The following is a 16,902-nucleotide window of genomic DNA, read 5'->3' as shown; positions in this document are numbered from 1 at the left end:
GACTTGTGGTGTATGGTGCGCGGGCGCCGCGAACCGGCCTCAGGTACAGTAGTGCAGCTTTGTGAACGTAACCCGGCAAGTTCGCCGAGAAGTTAACGGCCCAGCGCCCCCGATTCCGTGCCAACAGGAGGAACGACCATGACCAAAACCCTCGACGTCTCGCGCACGATCCCAACGCAAGAGGAAATGCTCGCCGCTCCGGCAGACGACTACATGTCGCCGCGCCAGTTGGCCTTCTTCCGCGACTTGCTGCGCAAAGAGCGCGACGCCCTGCTTGCTGCCGCCAAGGACACCACCCTGCACCTGCAGGAGAATGAAGCCACGCCCGACCCATCAGACCGCGCCACGATGGAAGAAGACCACACCCTCGAACTGCGCGTGCGTGATCGCGAACGCAAGCTGCTGCACAAGATCGACGAAGCGCTCGACCGCATCGAAGGCGGCAACTTCGGCTGGTGCGAAGAAACCGGCGAGCCAATCGGCATCGCGCGCCTGATCGCCCGCCCCACTGCAACCTACAGTGTCGAAGCGCAAGAGCGCTACGAAAAACGCCGCAAGATGCGCGGCGGCTGACACCGGCCACGGCAAGGCCGGGCCACCCCCGCCTTGCCCAGCCAAAGCTCGCCTTCTGGCCCGGGCACGCCTGGGCACCCCCCTTCAAGGCAATCCACACCAGGTCACCATGGCAAGTTACATCGAAGGCGCGCTGACACCCGGCGAAGCGGTCATCCACGTCGGGCGCATCAGCCTCTGGTCGCAAGCGGGCACCATCGCGCTGGGATTCCTGCTGTTGCCACTGTTCGGCATCGGCTTGATCTTCTGGATCATTGCCTGGATTCGCAGCCGCTCAACCGAGCTTGCGATCACCAACAAGCGTGTCATCGCCAAGTTCGGCTTTATCAGTCGGCGCACGATCGAAATCAATCTGGGCAAGATCGAGAGCATTCAGGTGGACCAGACCGTACTTGGTCGCATGCTCAACTATGGCTCACTGGTGATCGCCGGCGCCGGCGAGGCGCAGGCCCCGATTCCGCACATTTCCAACCCCATGCGCTTCCGCCAGATGTTCATGCAGGCGCAAGAGCAACTGAACAACACCGCACGCTGAGCGCAGGGCGCGCACACCAGCTTCAGTCTGCCGCGCCCCTACCCCCGGATGCCGCTTGTACCAGCCAAGGCCACTTCGAGCGCCCTGATGCTCGCGGTGTTCGCCGCCACCTGGATCCGCCCGATCTGGCCCGCCGAGCAGACGCTGCACTGTTCGCTGACGCTGGCGGGCCTGGCCGTGCTGTGGCGCCACCTGCGACAGCATCCGATGAGCGATCGCGACTTCTTCCTGATCGCGCTGTTCATCATCACCCACACTTTTGCGGCGCGATGGCTGTACTCGAACGTGCCTTACGATCGCTGGCTGACCGACGCCCTTGGCTTTTCGTTTGAGCGTTCGTTCGGCTGGACGCGCAACAACTTCGACCGCCTGGTCCATTTCATGTACGGCGCCTGCCTGACCCCCGCCATTGCGGCACACATCGGCGGCAGGTTTGCGCTCGGCGCGCGGCAAGCGCTCACGCTAACCGTCGGCATCATCATGATCAGCAGCCTTTGCTACGAATGGTTCGAATGGCTGGTGGCAGTATGCCTATCGCCTGCGGATGCCGAGTCCTACAACGGACAGCAAGGCGACATGTGGGACGCGCACAAAGACATGCTGGCCGCGACGGCCGGCAGCCTGCTCTGGGGGTTCAGCTCGCGGCGCGCGACGCGCAGGGACAGCCCCGCCCCACCGTAGCCACGCGCACCCGCTCCCACCGCGGGCCTCATGCAATGCGGCAGATCACGTAATGCTTGCGGCAATAACGGATGGTTTCCCAGACCCCGCGGAAACCCGCCTCGATCACGAACGCATCGCCCGCATGAAATTCGCGCGCCACGCCCGCCGCGTCGGTCAAGCGGATATGGCCTTCGAGAATCTGGCAGAACTCGTACTCATCCTCGTCGTAAACCAGACGCCACGCACCGGGTTCGCAACGCCACTCGCCCGAAAGCAAACGCCCGCCCGCACCTTCGTAATGGTTGAGGGCGATCTGCTGCGGGTTGCCGCTCAGGACGCGGTCGGCGGCGGGCGCAAAGGCCTCGGGCTCGGCGGGGCTATCGCTGAAACTGATCAGACGGGGCGACATGGCAGGAAACGCTTGAACATGAACGGCATCTCACGAAGAAATCATCTGAAAAGTCCGCAGGCAGCTAGCGGGCTGCGGGGCTGAAAAACAGGCGCTGCAACAGCTTGCGCGCCTCTTCGAGCAACAAGGTGGACGAGGCCACCGCCACGGCGAGCCCCCACTCCGCCCAACTCAGGGCAACCGTATCGAAAACCACCTGTGCCGGCCCCCAGTGAACCACGACGACCTGCAGCGCAAGGACCGCGAAGAGCGCCAGCCACAGTTTGCCGTTGCTGAAGAACTGCGAGTTGAAGGCACTGCCATGCTCGGCACGGGCATTGAAGATATTGAAGAACTGGAACAACACGAAGGTGGTGAAGGCCAGGGTCATCGCCTTGGTGACGTCGCCCGTATTCATCGCCCATGCGTAAACGCCCAGCGTGCCCACCGCCATCGTCGTGCCGTACAGGCCGATCCGCCACAGCCGCGGCACTGAGAGGATTGCCGCTGCCTTGTCACGCGGGCGTTCATGCATGATCCCCGGCCGCGCAGGCTCCACGCCCAGCGTCATCGCCGGCGGCCCATCCATGATGATGTTCACCCACAGGATCTGGATCGCGGTGAAGGGGGTGGCAAACCCGAGAAACGGGGCCGCCAGCACGGTCAGGATCGCACCGATGTTGGTCGAAAGCTGGAATCGCACGAACTTGACGATGTTGTCGTAGATGGTGCGCCCCTCTTCGACCGCGCGAACAATGGACGCGAAGTTGTCATCGGTGAGCACCAGCGTGGCCGCCTCCTTGGTGACCTCAGTGCCGGTGATCCCCATGGCAACGCCGATGTCGGCGGTTTTGAGCGCTGGCGCGTCATTCACGCCGTCGCCGGTCATCGCGACAACATGCCCCTTGGCCTGCAAGGCTTCGACAATCCGCATCTTGTGTTCCGGCGAAACGCGGGCAAGGACGGCGCTCTTTTCAACCAGCGCGACCACCGCAGCCTGATCCAGCCCGTCAAGTTCGCGCCCTTCATGCGCCTCGCCCTGCAGGCCGAGTTCGCGCGCAATAGCGGCGGCGGTGATGCGGTGATCGCCGGTGATCATCTTCACGTCAATCCCCGCCGCGCGGCAGGTTGCGATCGCGGTGCGCGCCTCGGCGCGCGGCGGGTCGATGATACCCACCAAGGCATGCAGGCTCAGGCCGCTCACCCAGGGCAGCAAGTCGCCGGCCGGATCGAACTGCGCCGCCGGAATGCGGCGGCTGGCCAGCGCAAGCACGCGCAGCGCCTGTCCCGCCAAGGCCTCATTCTCCGCAGCATACGCAGCGCGAAGCTCGGCATCGATCGGCAGCGCAAGCCCCTGCATCAGGTGGTGACTGGCCAGCGCCAGCACGACGTCCGGCGCGCCCTTCACATGAAGGAGGACGTGATCGCCATCGCGATGAAAGGTCGCCATGTACTTGCGCGCCGAGTCAAACGGAATCTCGGCGATGCGCGGCCAGCGCTCGCGGCTCTGCTCGCAGTCGAGCCCCGCCTTAGCCGCAAGCGCCAGCAAAGCGCCCTCCGTCGGATCGCCGATCAACAGCCCCTGCCGGATGCTGGCATCCACGCACAACACCGCCGGCAGCAGCAATGAGCGTAGGTCGCCGCCGCCTTCAAGCTGCCCTTCCGCGCCATAGCCCTCGCCCGTGACGGCATGGCGCTGCCCGTTGCAGTAGAGCGCCCGCGCGGTCATCTGGTTAAGCGTCAAGGTGCCGGTCTTGTCCGAACAGATCACCGTCGTGCAGCCCAGGGTCTCGACCCCGGCGAGCTTCTTCACGATCGCGTTGCGGCGTGCCATCCGGTGCATGCCCAGTGCAAGCGTCACCGTCACCACCGCCGGCAAGCCCTCGGGGATCGCGGCCACCGCCAGCGCGATTGCCGTCAGCGCGGTCGCCAGCAAGGGATCGCCGCGCAGCAGGCCGAACACGAACATCAGCGCGACCACGCCACCGGCAATCAGCGCCAGGCGCTTGCCCAGACGGTCAAGTTGCTGTTGCAGCGGGGTTGCGCCCTCGGCCGTCGCCGCGAGCAAACCGGCAAGACGGCCCATCTCGGTCGCCATGCCGGTCGCCGTCACCACCGCTTCGAGCCGCCCCCGCGTGACCACCGTGTTCATGAACACCATGTTGGCCCGCTCGGCCAGAGCGGCCGCTTCATCCACGGCATCGGCGTGCTTTGCAAGCGGATGCGACTCGCCGGTGAGCGCTGCCTCGGCCAGCTCGGCGCTGCGCGCCAGGAGCACGCGGGCATCGGCCGGCACGCGATCGCCCGCTTCGAGCAGCAGAATGTCACCGGGCACCAGCGCGGCGGCGTCGATCACGCGCACATCGGCGTCGCGGCGCACGCGTGCCGTCGGCGCCAGCATGTTCTTGAGCGCCGACAGCGCGGCCTCGGCACGATGCTCCTGAAAGAAGCCCAGGCTCGCGTTGAGCAGCACCACCACCGCGATCACGATTGCATCCTTCAGGTCGCCCACCGCGCCAGCAAGCACGGCGGCCCCCAGCATGATCAGGATCAACAGGCTGGTGAACTGGTCGAGAAACTTGCGCCACGCGGCGCGGCCAGGCTGGCCAGCAAGCTCGTTACGGCCGTACTGCGTGAGCCGTTCGCGCGCGATCGCATCGCTGAGCCCGCACGCAAGGTCTGACCCGGCCCTGCGCAGCACCTCGGCAGCGGGGAGCGAATGGCTTGCGGGGAGAGGAGCTTGAGACGTCACAACCGGACCCTTTGACGCGCTACACCCTGACACAGCCAGCATAGCCTACCAAGCTGCCCTCCCCGCAAGCCAGCGGATCGGATCAATCAAAGCAGATCGCGCAAGCGGTACCACGCCATGCCCAGCACCAGGGCTGGCGTGCGCAGCATCGCACCGCCCGGGAAGGCGTGGTGCTTGAGGCGGGCATAGAGATCGAAACGCTCGGCTTGCCCTGCAATCGCCTCGGCCACCAGGCGCCCCGCCATGCCGGTCAGCGAGAGGCCATGGCCAGAGAAGCCCTGCAAGTAGTACACGTTGGGCGCAAGGCGCCCGAAGTCAGGCGCACGATTCATCGAGATATCGACAAAGCCGCCCCACGAGTAGTCCACCTTCACGCCCTCGCCCAATTGCGGGAAGGTCGCGAGCATGCGCCGCTTCATGCCGGCAACCAGATTGGGCGGCGTCATGCCGCTGTAGCTGACACGACCACCGAAGATGACACGGTGATCGGGCGATACGCGGAAGTAGTCGAGCACGAAGTTGCTGTCGCACACGGCGGCACGCTCGCGGATCAGCGAGTCTGCCAGTGCCGGCGCAAGCGGCTCCGAGGCAACAACGTAAGTCCCGACGGGCATGATGCGCGGCTGCAGTTCGGGCACCAGCGCACCGAGGTAAGAGTTGCCCGCAAGCACAACGAAGCGCGCGCTGACCTCGCCGAGCGCCGTCTTCACGCGCGCAGGCTCGCCCTTCGAGATTGCCGTTACGCGGCTGTCTTCGAAGATGCGCACGCCAAGACTTTGCGCCGCCCGCGCAAGGCCCCTGCAGTACTTGAGCGGATGCAGGTGCCCCGAGAGCGTGTCGTGCAGGCCCGAGTGGAAGCGCGGACTCGCGATGTGCTCGCCGACTTCCTTGCGGCCAACCCATTGCCAGTGCGGGTGCTGGTAGAAGCCGGTGATGTGTTCGTACCAGGCATGCAGCGCGCGGGCCTTGCGTTCGTTGACGGCCAGGTACTTGTAGCCCGGCACGAAGTCGCAATCGATGTTGAACTGCGCGATGCGCTCGCGGATCAGATGCAGCCCTTCAACCGTAACGCCCCAGGCGGTGCGCGCAGCATCATCGCCCAGCTGGTTCTCGATCGGTGCGTCCGATGCGTGGCCGACGATCGCCTGGCCACCATTGCGGCCAGAGGCGCCCCAGCCCACCTGCTCCGCTTCGAGCACCACCACCCGGTAACCACGCTGCGCCAGCTCGATGGCGGCAGAGAGGCCGGCAAAGCCGGCACCGATCACGCAGACATCGGCCTCAACGGCGCCTTCAAGGCGCGGCCATGGCCCCGCAGCCGGTGCGGTGGCAAGGTAGTAGGACTGTGTGGTGAGCGACTGTTCGCGGGGGTCTTCAGAAAAACGGCGGGCGTAAGGATTCATCGGGCTTGTCCAGAAAGCCAGGTCCACAGGAAGGTGGCGGCGGCGTTGGTGGTGAGATCAGATACGTCATACGGCGGCGAAACCTCGACACAGTCCATCCCGATCCACGGCAGATCTGCCGTTTCCTCAAGGATCGTGAGCACCTGCGCGCTCGTCATGCCGCCGGGTTCGGGGGTGCCGGTGCCGGGCGCGAAAGCGGGGTCTAGACAATCAATGTCGAGTGACAGGTAGACCGGCGGATTGCCCGCTGCCGCAACCCGGCGGCGGATCTCGTCAATAACGAACGCAAGCTGCTGCGGGCTCTCGGCGCCCCGCAACTCGCGCGCGGTGAACACCCGCCCGCCAAGCGTGTTCACATACTCGCGCGCCTCGCGCACGCCGGCAGAGCGGATCCCCACCTGGATCGTGGCTTGCGGCAACACCAGGCCTTCCTGCAAGGCTTCGTAGGTCCAGGTGCCGTGCCCGGAAGGCTCGCCAAAATGATCGGTCCAGGTGTCGCAATGCGCATCGAAGTGCAGCAAGGCAAGCGGGCGCCCCAGCAGCTTGCGATAGGCGCGCAGCAGCGGCAGGGTGATCGAATGATCACCACCGATCCACGCCATGCGGTGCGCGGCAATCAAGGCCTCTGCCTGCGGTTGCAATGCCGCGCGCATGGCCTCCAGGCTGGTGTTGGGTAGCAGCAGATCACCCGCGTCGCACACCTGCTCATGGGGCGACCGGTTGAACACGGGGTGCTCGGCATCGCACAGCATCTGGCTCGCGTGACGGATCGCGGCCGGCCCGAAGCGCGCGCCCGGGCGATTGGTCACCGAGCCGTCCCACGCAATCCCCGCAACGCACAACGGACGATCGGGCGCCTGTTGCCGCGTGGGAGCAAGCAAAAACGTGCTGGAGGATAGATACGGAAAAGCATGCTTGCTCATTGCCGCTCCCTTGATTGCCGGCGATAGAGAACCCTTGCACCAGCACGGCGCCTTGCACGCCAAACCGGCACCAGATTGGCACCATCAAAATATATCAATTCAACACATTGATCGTACCACTGAGCACCCTCTCGCCACAAATGCGGCCCCGCTGCAATGCGAGCACCCACGGCCTGCACCGCGCATGCCGAGCAAATAAGCTCGGCGTGCAATCCATCACTCAAGATTGTCTTTCGGGCGCCGTAAACCTGCCCTATAAGCAAGGGCTTGGCAGCAAAACGGAACTCATGGCTTGCAAGGCAAGCCGGAACTTACAACTACAAATCGCCCCCAGCCCCTGGCCGGAGCGCCTATCCGATGACTGAAGATCGCTTCACGGCACTTGCCGCGGGGCTTGACCTCGTGATGTGGGAAGCCGAACTGCCCTCGCGCCAGTTCAGCTCCGTTTCGCCCTACGCAGAAACCTTGCTCGGCTTCCCGCGCGACGAATGGCTCAAGCCCGGCTTCTGGCAAACGCACATCCACGAAAAAGATCTCGGGATGACGCTCGCCCTCGACACCGCGCACACCCTTGAGAGCGCCCGCTTCGAGATCGAATACCGGCTTGTGCATGCCGACGGACATGCGGTGTTCGTGCGCGACATGGTCGTGGTGGAGCACGATGCACAGGGCAAACCCTGCCGCCTGGCCGGTGTGATGATCGATGTGACCACCGATCGCGCCCTCAACCATGCCCTGCTCGACAGCGAACAACGCTTTCGCAGCGTGATGGAGCAGGTACCGAACATTTCAGTGCAGGGCTACGACGCCCATCGCCGCGTGGTGTTCTGGAACAGCGCCAGCGAAGAACTCTATGGCTTCAGCGCAGCCGAAGCGCGCGGCCAACTGCTGGAAGACCTGATCATCCCGCCGCCCATGCGCGATGCGGTGGTGATGCTGCACGGACGCTGGATCGACCACGGCGAGCCGATTCCCGCCGCAGAGCTCACGCTCCAGCGCAAAGATGGATCACCGGTTGCCGTCTACTCCGCTCATGTGATGACGCAGAATCGTCACGGTGAACCCGAGATGTATTGCCTGGATGTTGAACTGACTGACATCAAACGCACTCAGGCAGCGCTGGGTGAGAGCGAAAACCGGTTCCGCCTCACCGTCGAAAACGCCCCGGTCGGCATCGCGATCCTTTCACTCGACGAGCACTTCATCCAGGTCAATCCCAGGTTCTGCTCGATCACCGGTTACGACGAATCAGAACTCAATGCCGCCTGCTTCTCTGCCTTGCTCGACGACGAAGCACGTGAGGCCTTTGCGCTGGAGCTGGCGCCCTGCCTTGCCGGACACAAGGCCAGCTTTCAGTTCGATGCCCGTGTGCAGCACCGGCATGGCAAGGAGGTGTGGATCAGTAGCACTCTGGCGATTCTGCGCAACGCAGGCGGCGAACCGGAGCAAGTGATCTGTTCAATCGAAGATGTGACCGAGCGCCGCGCTGCGCGCGCCCGGGTGGAGTGGCTGGCCCACCACGATCCGCTGACCGACCTGCCCAACCGCACACTGCTGCGCGACCGCCTGCAACAAGCCATGGCCCGTTCGCTGCGTGCCAGCAAGCGCGCGGCCCTGATCTTCCTTGATCTTGATCGCTTCAAGAATGTGAACGATTCGCTCGGCCACGCCTTTGGCGATCACCTGCTGCGGGCGGTGGCCGCACGCTTGCGCATGTGTGTGCGCGAAAGCGATACCGTTGCCCGACTCGGCGGGGACGAGTTTCTCATCGTGCTCGACTGCATGGACGACGCCAAGGACGTCGCCCTGGTTGCCGCCAAGATCATCGAGCGCCTGTCCACCCCGATCGAAGTGCAGACTCAGACGCTTTCGACCGGCGCCAGTCTGGGAATTTCGATCTACCCGGATGACGGCATCGACGTAGACTCCCTGCTCAAGAATGCCGACGCCGCGATGTATCACGCGAAGGAGTCGGGGCGGAACATGTTCCGCTTCTTCACCGAAGAGATGAACCTCGCGACGATTGACCGCCTGCGGATGGAGCACGCGCTGCGGCAGGCGATCGACAACAACGAGCTGGCACTGCACTTCCAGCCCCAGATCGATCTTGCCAGTCGGCGCATCATCGGCGTCGAGGCCCTGCTGCGCTGGAACAGCCCGACCCTGGGCAACGTTTCGCCCGCGCGCTTCATCCCGGTGGCGGAAGAAAGCGGGCTGATCGTGCCGATCGGTGAATGGGTGCTGCAGGAAGCATGCAAGCAAGCGATGCGCTGGCACGAGCAGGGCATCGACGACATCACGGTGGCAGTAAACCTGTCCGCACTCCAGTTCCGCCGCACCGACATCGTCGCCGTTACCCGCTTGATGGTCCAACGCCATGGCATTCCCTCACGGATGCTCGAACTGGAGCTGACCGAATCGATCCTGATGCACAACGTCGAAGAACTTTTGCAAACACTCAACGATCTGCGTGCGCTGGGCGTGAAGCTATCAATCGACGACTTCGGTACCGGGTATTCGAATTTTTCGTATCTGAAGCGATTCCCGCTCGACCGGCTGAAGATCGACCGCAGCCTTGTCGCGGATGTGGCAACCGACGAAGACGATGCGGCCATCGTCCGCGCCATGCTTCAACTCGGACGCAGCCTCAAGCTCGACGTCATTGCTGAAGGCGTCGAAAACGCCGAGCAGGTGGACTTCCTCGCCAACGAAGGATGCCATTCGGTGCAGGGCTACTTCTTCGCGCGGCCGATGCCGGCGGCCCAGGTGACCCCGATGCTGCTTGCCGAACGCCCGGATGCTTGCCCCGCCAGTGCGGCAGACGCTGCCTGAGTACGCGCGGCACACGCACGAATCCAGGCCGCTGAAGCGAGGCTACGTGCGATAATTCAAGGCTTTACGTCTTTCGCGGGCGCGCGCCGCCTGCCGCCAGGTCCAACACCATGTCCGATGAATCGCCGATCGCGCGCGAAGTCGCCCGTCGCCGCACCTTTGCAATCATTTCCCACCCCGACGCGGGCAAGACCACGCTGACGGAAAAGCTGCTGCTCTTCGCGGGCGCGATCCACATCGCCGGCAGCGTGAAGGCGCGCAAAGCCAGCCGCCATGCGACCTCCGACTGGATGGAGATCGAAAAGCAGCGCGGCATCTCGGTCGCCTCGTCGGTGATGCAGATGGAGTACCGCGACTGCGTCATCAACCTGCTCGACACCCCGGGCCACCAGGACTTCTCGGAAGACACCTACCGCGTGCTGACTGCGGTGGATGCCGCGCTGATGGTGATCGACGGCGCCAACGGCGTGGAATCGCAGACGCTGCGCCTGCTGGAAGTCTGCCGCGCGCGCAACACCCCGATCATCACCTTCATCAACAAGTTCGACCGCGAGGTGCAGGAGCCGCTGGTGCTGATCGACGAGATCGAGCGCACCCTGGGCATGCCTGCGGTGCCCTTCACCTGGCCAGTCGGCATGGGCAAGGGCTTTGGCGGCGTGTTCGACATGCCGAAGAACCGCATGCGCGTGTTCCGCGCCGGCGAGGAACGCGTCTCGGGCGAGGAAGAGTCGATCGACGGTCGCGAGAACCCGGAAATCGCCAAACGCTTCGACACCCGCTGGGAACACGCCCAGCACGACATCGAACTGGTCGAAATGGCTTCGCCCGCCTTCGATCGCGAGGCCTTCCTCGCCGGCAAGCAGACGCCGGTGTTCTTCGGCTCGGCGATCAACAACTTCGGCGTACAGGAAGTACTCGATGCGCTGGTCGACATGGCGCCGCCACCGGGCGACCGCACGGCGATCCAACGCTATGTGCACGTGAATGAGTCCAAGTTTGCCGGCGTAGTTTTCAAGATCCAGGCCAACATGGACCCGGCGCACCGCGACCGCGTCGCCTTCGTGCGCATCTGCTCCGGCCGCTTCGAGCGCGGCATGAAGCTCAAGATCTCACGCAACGGCAAGGAACTGCGCACCAACAACGTGGTGAGCTTCCTCTCGCAGAGCCGCGAGATCGTGGACGAGGCCTTCCCCGGCGACATCATCGGCATCCCCAACCACGGCCTGCTGCAACTGGGCGACACGCTAACCGAAGGCGAGGTGTTGCAGTTCACCGGCCTGCCCTTCTTCGCGCCGGAACTGTTCCAGACCGTCGAAGTGAAAGACCCGCTGCGCACCAAGCAACTGCGCACCGGCCTCGGGCAGTTGGGCGAAGAAGGCGCGATCCAGGTCTTCCGGCCGCATGCGGGCACGATGATCCTGCTCGGTGCGGTCGGCACGCTGCAGTTCGAAGTGGTGCAGCACCGTCTGAAGACCGAGTACGGCGTCGAGGCGCGACTGGGCAGCACCAACTACCGCCTGGCGCGCTGGGTCACCTGCGAAGACCCGAACATCCTCAAGCGCTTCATCGACGCCAATGCGCACCGCATTGCCTACGACGTGGTCGATGCGCCGACCTTCCTCGCAAGCCATAGCGCCGAGTTGCAGGTTGCAGGCGAGCGCTACCCGGAAGTCAAGTTCCACGCGCTGCGCGAGCACGCCGGGCTGGTCTTCCAGTCGCGCATGGGTGCTTGAGACGCCGTGCACACAGTGCCGCGCCGACTCATGCTAATTTCATTTTCCGAGCGTTTGCAAAGCGGCGCTCAGGCAACCCATACCAACGAACCACTCAGGCTAGTCAGCACATGAAAAGAATCGCTTCCGTTCTTATCGCCGCAGCATTTGCGCAGAGCGCCTTCGCCGCCGACCGCGTTGTGCTGATGACGCCCGTGACCTACACGCCCGACTCAAGCATCGTGCAAAAGGTGAAGGATGAATGTCAGCCGGAGCAACAAGTCGCGCGTCAGGTTGAGAGCGCATTGAACAAGAAATTCGGCGGCGGCAGCCCCATCACCAGCCTGGCGGACGCCAACGGCGCACAGGTCATGAAGATCCAGGTCTCGCACGTTTTGGGCGTTGGCGGAGGCGCATGGAGCGGACCGAAGGCGATCACGGTTTACGTGGATCTGCTTGAGAACGGCAAAGTTGTGCGCAAGACCCGCGTCAATCGCTGGTCTACCGGTGGCATGTGGGGCGGCTTCAAGGGTACCTGCTCGATCCTCGATCGCTGCGCCGCCGCCCTGGCCAAAGACCTGACACGCTGGGCAGCAGACCCGAATGTCAAGCTCGAAGACGATGCCGTTCCGAAGGACGCTGCACCGGAAGACAAAGCCGCAGCACAATCGCCAGCGAACTAAGTCGGTATCCGCGTCGCAATCACAACCGGGGGCACATGCCCCCGGTTGTATTTCCGCAGGCCCTGCGCGGTATCGCCTCAGTGCCGATGCAACTGTGCTTCTTCGTCCTTCATGTGCTTGCGCGCGAAGTGCCACAAGTAGCCACCCATGCCAAGCACGAACACGATCGTGAACAGGCTCAGCAAACCGATGTCGGTACCGAACAGGATTTCAAGTGCCATGATGAGCGCCCCCTTTTTCAGTTGCCACGTTGTCAGGGCATCATGAAACTGGCCTTTTCGCGCAGTCTCAGTTCCTGCCCTTCATCACTGCGAATGTCGAACACGATTTTGTGCGAGCCCTTCGGCGCGGCGTCGACCGGCACACGCACATGAATCGTGACCGCCTTGTTGCCTGACGGCGCGAGGTCGAAACTCGGGCCTTCCACCAGCGTGATGCCCTCGATTCCCGAAACTTCCAGTCGAACTCGACGCCCCGCTTCGGCCATGTTCATCATCTGCAGGGTGTAGATGTTCTCGATCAGGCCACCCTCGACCTCGCGTGACAGCGTGGTGCGATCGCGGATCACATCCACGCGCAGCGTCTCGCGATGGGCAAGCGACCACGCGGCGGCGGCGATGATCGCCAGCAGCACCGACGAGTACACCAGCACGCGGGGGCGCACCACATGGCGCAGCACATCGCGCATGCCCCAGTGCTGTTTCATCGCGTTCTCGGTGGTGTAGCGGATCAGGCCGCGCGGCGAGCCCACCTTGTCCATCACCTGATCACAGGCATCAATGCACGCGGCGCAACCGATGCACTCGTACTGAAGACCGTTGCGGATATCGATGCCGGTCGGACACACCTGCACGCAGATGCCGCAGTCCACACAGTCGCCCAGTTTCTGCTCGGTGTTCTTCCGTTTGGCGCCGCGCGGCTCGCCCCGTTCCGGGTCGTAGGTGATGACCAGCGTGTCCGGGTCGAACATCACGCCCTGGAAGCGCGCGTAGGGACACATGTACTTGCACACCTGCTCGCGCATCACACCGGCCATGAGGTAGGTGAAGGTCGAGTAGAAGACGATCCAGAACATCTCCCACCCGCCCAGACCAAAAGGAATGTTCGGGATCAGCTCGCGGATCGGCGAGAAGTAGCCGACGAAGGTGATGCCGGTCCACACAGCCAGCAGCCCCCAGGCGCCGAACTTGGCCGCCTTGGTCGCGTACTTCGCGACGCTGGGGGCCGCGTTGTCCAGCTTCATCCGCTTGGCGCGGTCGCCTTCGATCTTGCGTTCGATCCAGAGGAAGAGCTCGGTGTAGACCGTCTGCGGGCAGGCATAGCCGCACCACAGCCGCCCTGCCACCGCAGTGAAGAGGAAGAGCGAGTACGCGCAGATGATCAGCAGCACGGTCAGGTAGAACACGTCCTGCGGCCAGAACACCCATCCGAACAGGTAGAACTTGCGCTCGGTGAGGTGGAACAGGACCGCCTGGCGGCCGTTCCACTGCACCCATGCCAAACCGTAGAACAAGAGCTGCGTGAACCAGACCATCGCCCAGCGCCAGCGAGCAAAGATGCCGCTCACTGCACGCGGATAGACCTTGCGTCGCACCTCGTAAAGCGCCTGCTCCTCACCCGCTTTGCCGGCCGGCGCAATCGGAACCACAACAGACTTTGCCTTGCTCATGACCGCTCGCACGTTGAAGTTTTCGCAATTCTTGCGGCGCCCGCAGCAGCGACTTTTGATATAGCCCAATAGCTATAAAGCTTTTTGGAAATTCTATCGAATCGGTGCACCGATGCTGCCTGGGCCGATCTAAAATCCGTCCATCGCTATTTAGTTATTTAGAATCCATTTAGCCTGGAGATCCCCTCATGAAGATCGTCATCATCGGAGGCGTCGCCGGTGGCGCCACGGCCGCTGCCCGCCTGCGTCGTAACGACGAGTCCGCGCAAATCGTGATGGTTGAGCGCGGCCCTTACATCAGCTTTGCCAACTGCGGCTTGCCCTACCACCTCTCCGGCGCGATCGCCGAGCGCGAACAACTGCTGGTGACCAGCGAAGAGGCCTTCGAGGCGCGCTACCGGGTGGATGTGCGCAGCCGCACCGAGGCGATCGCGATCGACCGCGCCGCCAAGTCCGTGCGCCTGCGCAACCTGGCCAGCGGCGAGGAATACGACGAAGCCTACGACCGCCTGCTGCTCTCGCCAGGCGCCGAGCCATTGCGGCCGAAGCTGCCGGGCATCGAAAGCAAACGCGTATTCGGCCTGCGCAACATCCCCGACCTCGACCGGATCATGGATCACCTCAAGGCCGCGCAGCCGCGCCGCGCGGTGGTGATCGGCGGTGGTTACATCGGCATCGAAGTGGCAGAGAACTTCCACGAACGCGGACTCTTCACCACCCTGGTCGAAGGCGCGGACCAGATCCTCGCGCCGCTCGACTATGAGATGGCGGCGATCGTGCATGCCCACATGCGCGAGAAGAACGTCGAGCTTTACCTCGCCGACAAGATCGAGCGCTTCGAAGACAAGTCCGATCACACGGTGGTCTACCTGCAAAGCGGCAAGCGGCTGCAAGCGGACGTGGTTGTGCTGGCAATCGGCGTGCGGCCGGAAACCACGCTCGCACGCGCCGCGGGGCTCGAACTTGGCGCCAGCGGCGGCATCAAGGTGAATCAATACCTGCAGACCTCGGACGAAGCGATCTACGCGGTGGGCGACGCGATCGAGGTGACGCAAACGCTCAACGGCCGCCAGGCGCTGATTCCGCTTGCCGGCCCCGCAAACCGCCAGGGCCGCATCGCGGCGGACAACATGCTGCGCGGAAACCAGCACGCCTACCGCGGCACGCTGGGTACGGCGATCCTCAAGGCCTTCGACCTCGCGGCCGCCTCGACCGGCCTCAACGAAAAGCAACTCATTGCCGCCGGCATCGACTACCGCAGCACGATCACCCACGGCGGATCGCACGCCAGCTATTACCCGGGCGCCAAACAGATCAGCCTCAAGCTGCTCTACGCACCCGACGGCAAGGTGCTGGGCGCGCAAGCGGTGGGCGCGGATGGCGCCGACAAGCGCATCGACGTGATCGCCACCGCCATCCATGCCGGCATGAGCGTGGAAGACCTGACCGAGCTGGAACTCGCCTACGCGCCGCCGTTCGGATCGGCCAAGGACCCGGTGAACATCGCCGGCTACGTCGCCAGCAACGTGCTCAACGGCTCGCACGCGGTGCTCGACTGGCGCGCGCTGCAGGCGCTCGAGCCCGCGGCGATCCAGCTCATCGACGTGCGCACCGCAGAGGAATTCGAACTCGGCACGATCCGCGGCGCCCGCCACATCGACGTCAACACCCTGCGAGAGCGCCTTGGCGAACTCGACCCGGCCAAGCCCACCGTGGTGTTCTGCCAGATCGGCCTGCGTGGCTACCTCGCCTACCGCATCCTCAAGCAGGCGGGCTTTTCCGATGTGCGCAACCTCTCCGGCGGTTACAAAACCTACGCCTGGGCGATCGACAAGCAATCAAACCCGGACATCTTCGACTACGAAGACATCAAACGCCGCGACCCGGCCGAGATCGAAGCCGAGCGCGGCGGACGCTGCGCCATCGTGGCCCAGGCCGGCAACCGCCACACGCTCAACGCGGTCGGCCTGCAATGCCCCGGCCCGATCATGAAAACCTACCGTGCAGTCGAAGCGATGGGTGCGGGCGAACTGCTTGAAGTCACCGCCTCCGACCCCGCCTTCGGCCGTGATATCCGAGCCTGGGCGAAGAAGACCGGAAATGAAGTGCTGGCGGTCGAAACCGAGAAGGGCCTGGTGACGGTACTGATCCGCAAGGGCAAGGAGGCGCCAGCCACCGCGCTCGCACCCATCGCCACGCAGCCGGTGCGCGACAAGACCACGCTGGTCGTTTTCAGCGGCGACCTCGACAAGGTCATGGCCAGTCTGATCATCGCCAACGGCGCGCTGGCGATGGGCAAGCCGGTCAGCATCTTCTTCACCTTCTGGGGCCTCAACGTCTTGCGTCGGCCGGATGCCCCCGCGCTCAGCAAGCCCTTCATGGACAAGATGTTCGGCGCCATGATGCCGGCCGGCACTGAAAAGCTGAACTCCATCTCGAAGATGAACTTCGCCGGCATGGGCGCATGGCTGATCCGCACCGTGATGCGGCAAAAGGGCGTTGAAACTCCGACCGCGCTGCTGCACAACCTGGTCGAGGGCGGCGCCCAGCTGATCGCCTGCAACATGTCGATGGACGTGATGGGCATCCGCAAGGAAGAGCTGATCGACGGTGTGGAGCTGGGCGGCGTTGCGGCCTTCCTTGGCGAAGCGGCGGAGTCGGGTACCACGCTGTTCATCTGACAAACGCCCAGCGCGCGTCGGAGCCCGCAGGCCCGACGCGCATCGCAGGCAGGAAGGGAACAATTCCCGAGTATTTCCGTCAACCATT

At 64.0% G+C, this 16,902-nt stretch carries 13 protein-coding genes; 7 read left to right on the top strand and 6 right to left on the bottom strand.

Annotated elements, in window-relative coordinates; translation table 11 throughout:
* Positions 1 to 138: 138 nt before the first annotated feature.
* From dksA to OPU71_RS09785, 3 genes are all read left to right on the top strand, one after another.
* The gene (dksA, locus tag OPU71_RS09795; protein WP_267727779.1) at positions 139 to 573 is read left to right on the top strand and encodes an RNA polymerase-binding protein DksA; all 435 of its coding nucleotides are present in this window, start codon (positions 139 to 141) and stop codon (positions 571 to 573) included.
* A gap of 109 nt (positions 574 to 682) precedes the next feature.
* Positions 683 to 1,108 carry a PH domain-containing protein gene (locus OPU71_RS09790; protein ID WP_267727778.1) on the top strand — a complete coding sequence of 142 codons (426 nt, stop codon included), beginning with the start codon at positions 683 to 685 and terminating at the stop codon, positions 1,106 to 1,108.
* An 87-nt stretch (positions 1,109 to 1,195) separates the two neighbouring features.
* Positions 1,196 to 1,789 carry a DUF2238 domain-containing protein gene (locus OPU71_RS09785; RefSeq protein ID WP_267727777.1) on the top strand — a complete coding sequence of 198 codons (594 nt, stop codon included), beginning with the start codon at positions 1,196 to 1,198 and terminating at the stop codon, positions 1,787 to 1,789.
* 28 nt (positions 1,790 to 1,817) lie between these two features.
* On the opposite strand, the gene OPU71_RS09780 is transcribed toward OPU71_RS09785, so the two are convergent.
* The 4 genes from OPU71_RS09780 to speB all read right to left on the bottom strand — a co-directional run bounded on the left by OPU71_RS09780 (position 1,818) and on the right by speB (position 7,237).
* On the bottom strand, positions 1,818 to 2,180 hold the full coding sequence (locus tag OPU71_RS09780; protein ID WP_267727776.1) for a cupin domain-containing protein: 363 nt from the start codon (positions 2,178 to 2,180) through the stop codon (positions 1,818 to 1,820).
* A 64-nt stretch (positions 2,181 to 2,244) separates the two neighbouring features.
* A complete protein-coding gene (locus OPU71_RS09775; protein ID WP_267727775.1) occupies positions 2,245 to 4,911 on the bottom strand; it encodes a cation-translocating P-type ATPase in 2,667 nt (888 codons plus the stop codon).
* 86 nt (positions 4,912 to 4,997) lie between these two features.
* Complete coding sequence (locus tag OPU71_RS09770; protein ID WP_267727774.1) at positions 4,998 to 6,314, bottom strand: NAD(P)/FAD-dependent oxidoreductase; 1,317 nt, start codon at positions 6,312 to 6,314, stop codon at positions 4,998 to 5,000.
* On the bottom strand, positions 6,311 to 7,237 hold the full coding sequence (speB, locus tag OPU71_RS09765; protein ID WP_267727773.1) for an agmatinase: 927 nt from the start codon (positions 7,235 to 7,237) through the stop codon (positions 6,311 to 6,313). The genes OPU71_RS09770 and speB overlap by 4 nt, the downstream gene beginning before the upstream one ends.
* Before the next feature lie 357 nt (positions 7,238 to 7,594).
* On the opposite strand from speB, the gene OPU71_RS09760 reads away from it, so the two are divergent.
* From OPU71_RS09760 to OPU71_RS09750, 3 genes are all read left to right on the top strand, one after another.
* Entirely contained in the window at positions 7,595 to 10,069 is a 2,475-nt protein-coding gene (locus OPU71_RS09760) for an EAL and GGDEF domain-containing protein (RefSeq protein ID WP_267727772.1), read from the top strand.
* Positions 10,070 to 10,179: 110 nt separating this feature from the next.
* The gene (locus OPU71_RS09755) at positions 10,180 to 11,802 is read left to right on the top strand and encodes a peptide chain release factor 3 (RefSeq protein WP_267727771.1); all 1,623 of its coding nucleotides are present in this window, start codon (positions 10,180 to 10,182) and stop codon (positions 11,800 to 11,802) included.
* Positions 11,803 to 11,912: 110 nt separating this feature from the next.
* Positions 11,913 to 12,464, top strand: coding sequence for a hypothetical protein (locus OPU71_RS09750; RefSeq protein ID WP_267727770.1), 552 nt, complete (start codon positions 11,913 to 11,915; stop codon positions 12,462 to 12,464).
* Positions 12,465 to 12,541: 77 nt separating this feature from the next.
* Here OPU71_RS09750 and OPU71_RS09745 read toward each other — a convergent pair whose 3' ends face one another.
* Both OPU71_RS09745 and ccoG read right to left on the bottom strand, forming a co-directional pair.
* The gene (locus OPU71_RS09745) at positions 12,542 to 12,685 is read right to left on the bottom strand and encodes a DUF3149 domain-containing protein (RefSeq protein ID WP_267727769.1); all 144 of its coding nucleotides are present in this window, start codon (positions 12,683 to 12,685) and stop codon (positions 12,542 to 12,544) included.
* 32 nt (positions 12,686 to 12,717) lie between these two features.
* Positions 12,718 to 14,133 (bottom strand): cytochrome c oxidase accessory protein CcoG, encoded by a 1,416-nt coding sequence (gene ccoG / locus OPU71_RS09740; RefSeq protein ID WP_267727768.1) that lies wholly within the window; start codon positions 14,131 to 14,133, stop codon positions 12,718 to 12,720.
* 188 nt (positions 14,134 to 14,321) lie between these two features.
* Between ccoG and OPU71_RS09735 the strand changes: the two genes are divergently transcribed.
* A complete protein-coding gene (locus tag OPU71_RS09735; RefSeq protein WP_267727767.1) occupies positions 14,322 to 16,814 on the top strand; it encodes an FAD-dependent oxidoreductase in 2,493 nt (830 codons plus the stop codon).
* Positions 16,815 to 16,902: the final 88 nt, after the last annotated feature.

Source organism: Niveibacterium sp. 24ML, from assembly GCF_026586805.1.
In the GTDB taxonomy this organism is placed as follows: domain Bacteria; phylum Pseudomonadota; class Gammaproteobacteria; order Burkholderiales; family Rhodocyclaceae; genus Niveibacterium.
The sequence above is the reverse complement of the archived record's forward strand: the minus strand, read 5'-3'. Positions and strand labels throughout refer to the sequence as shown.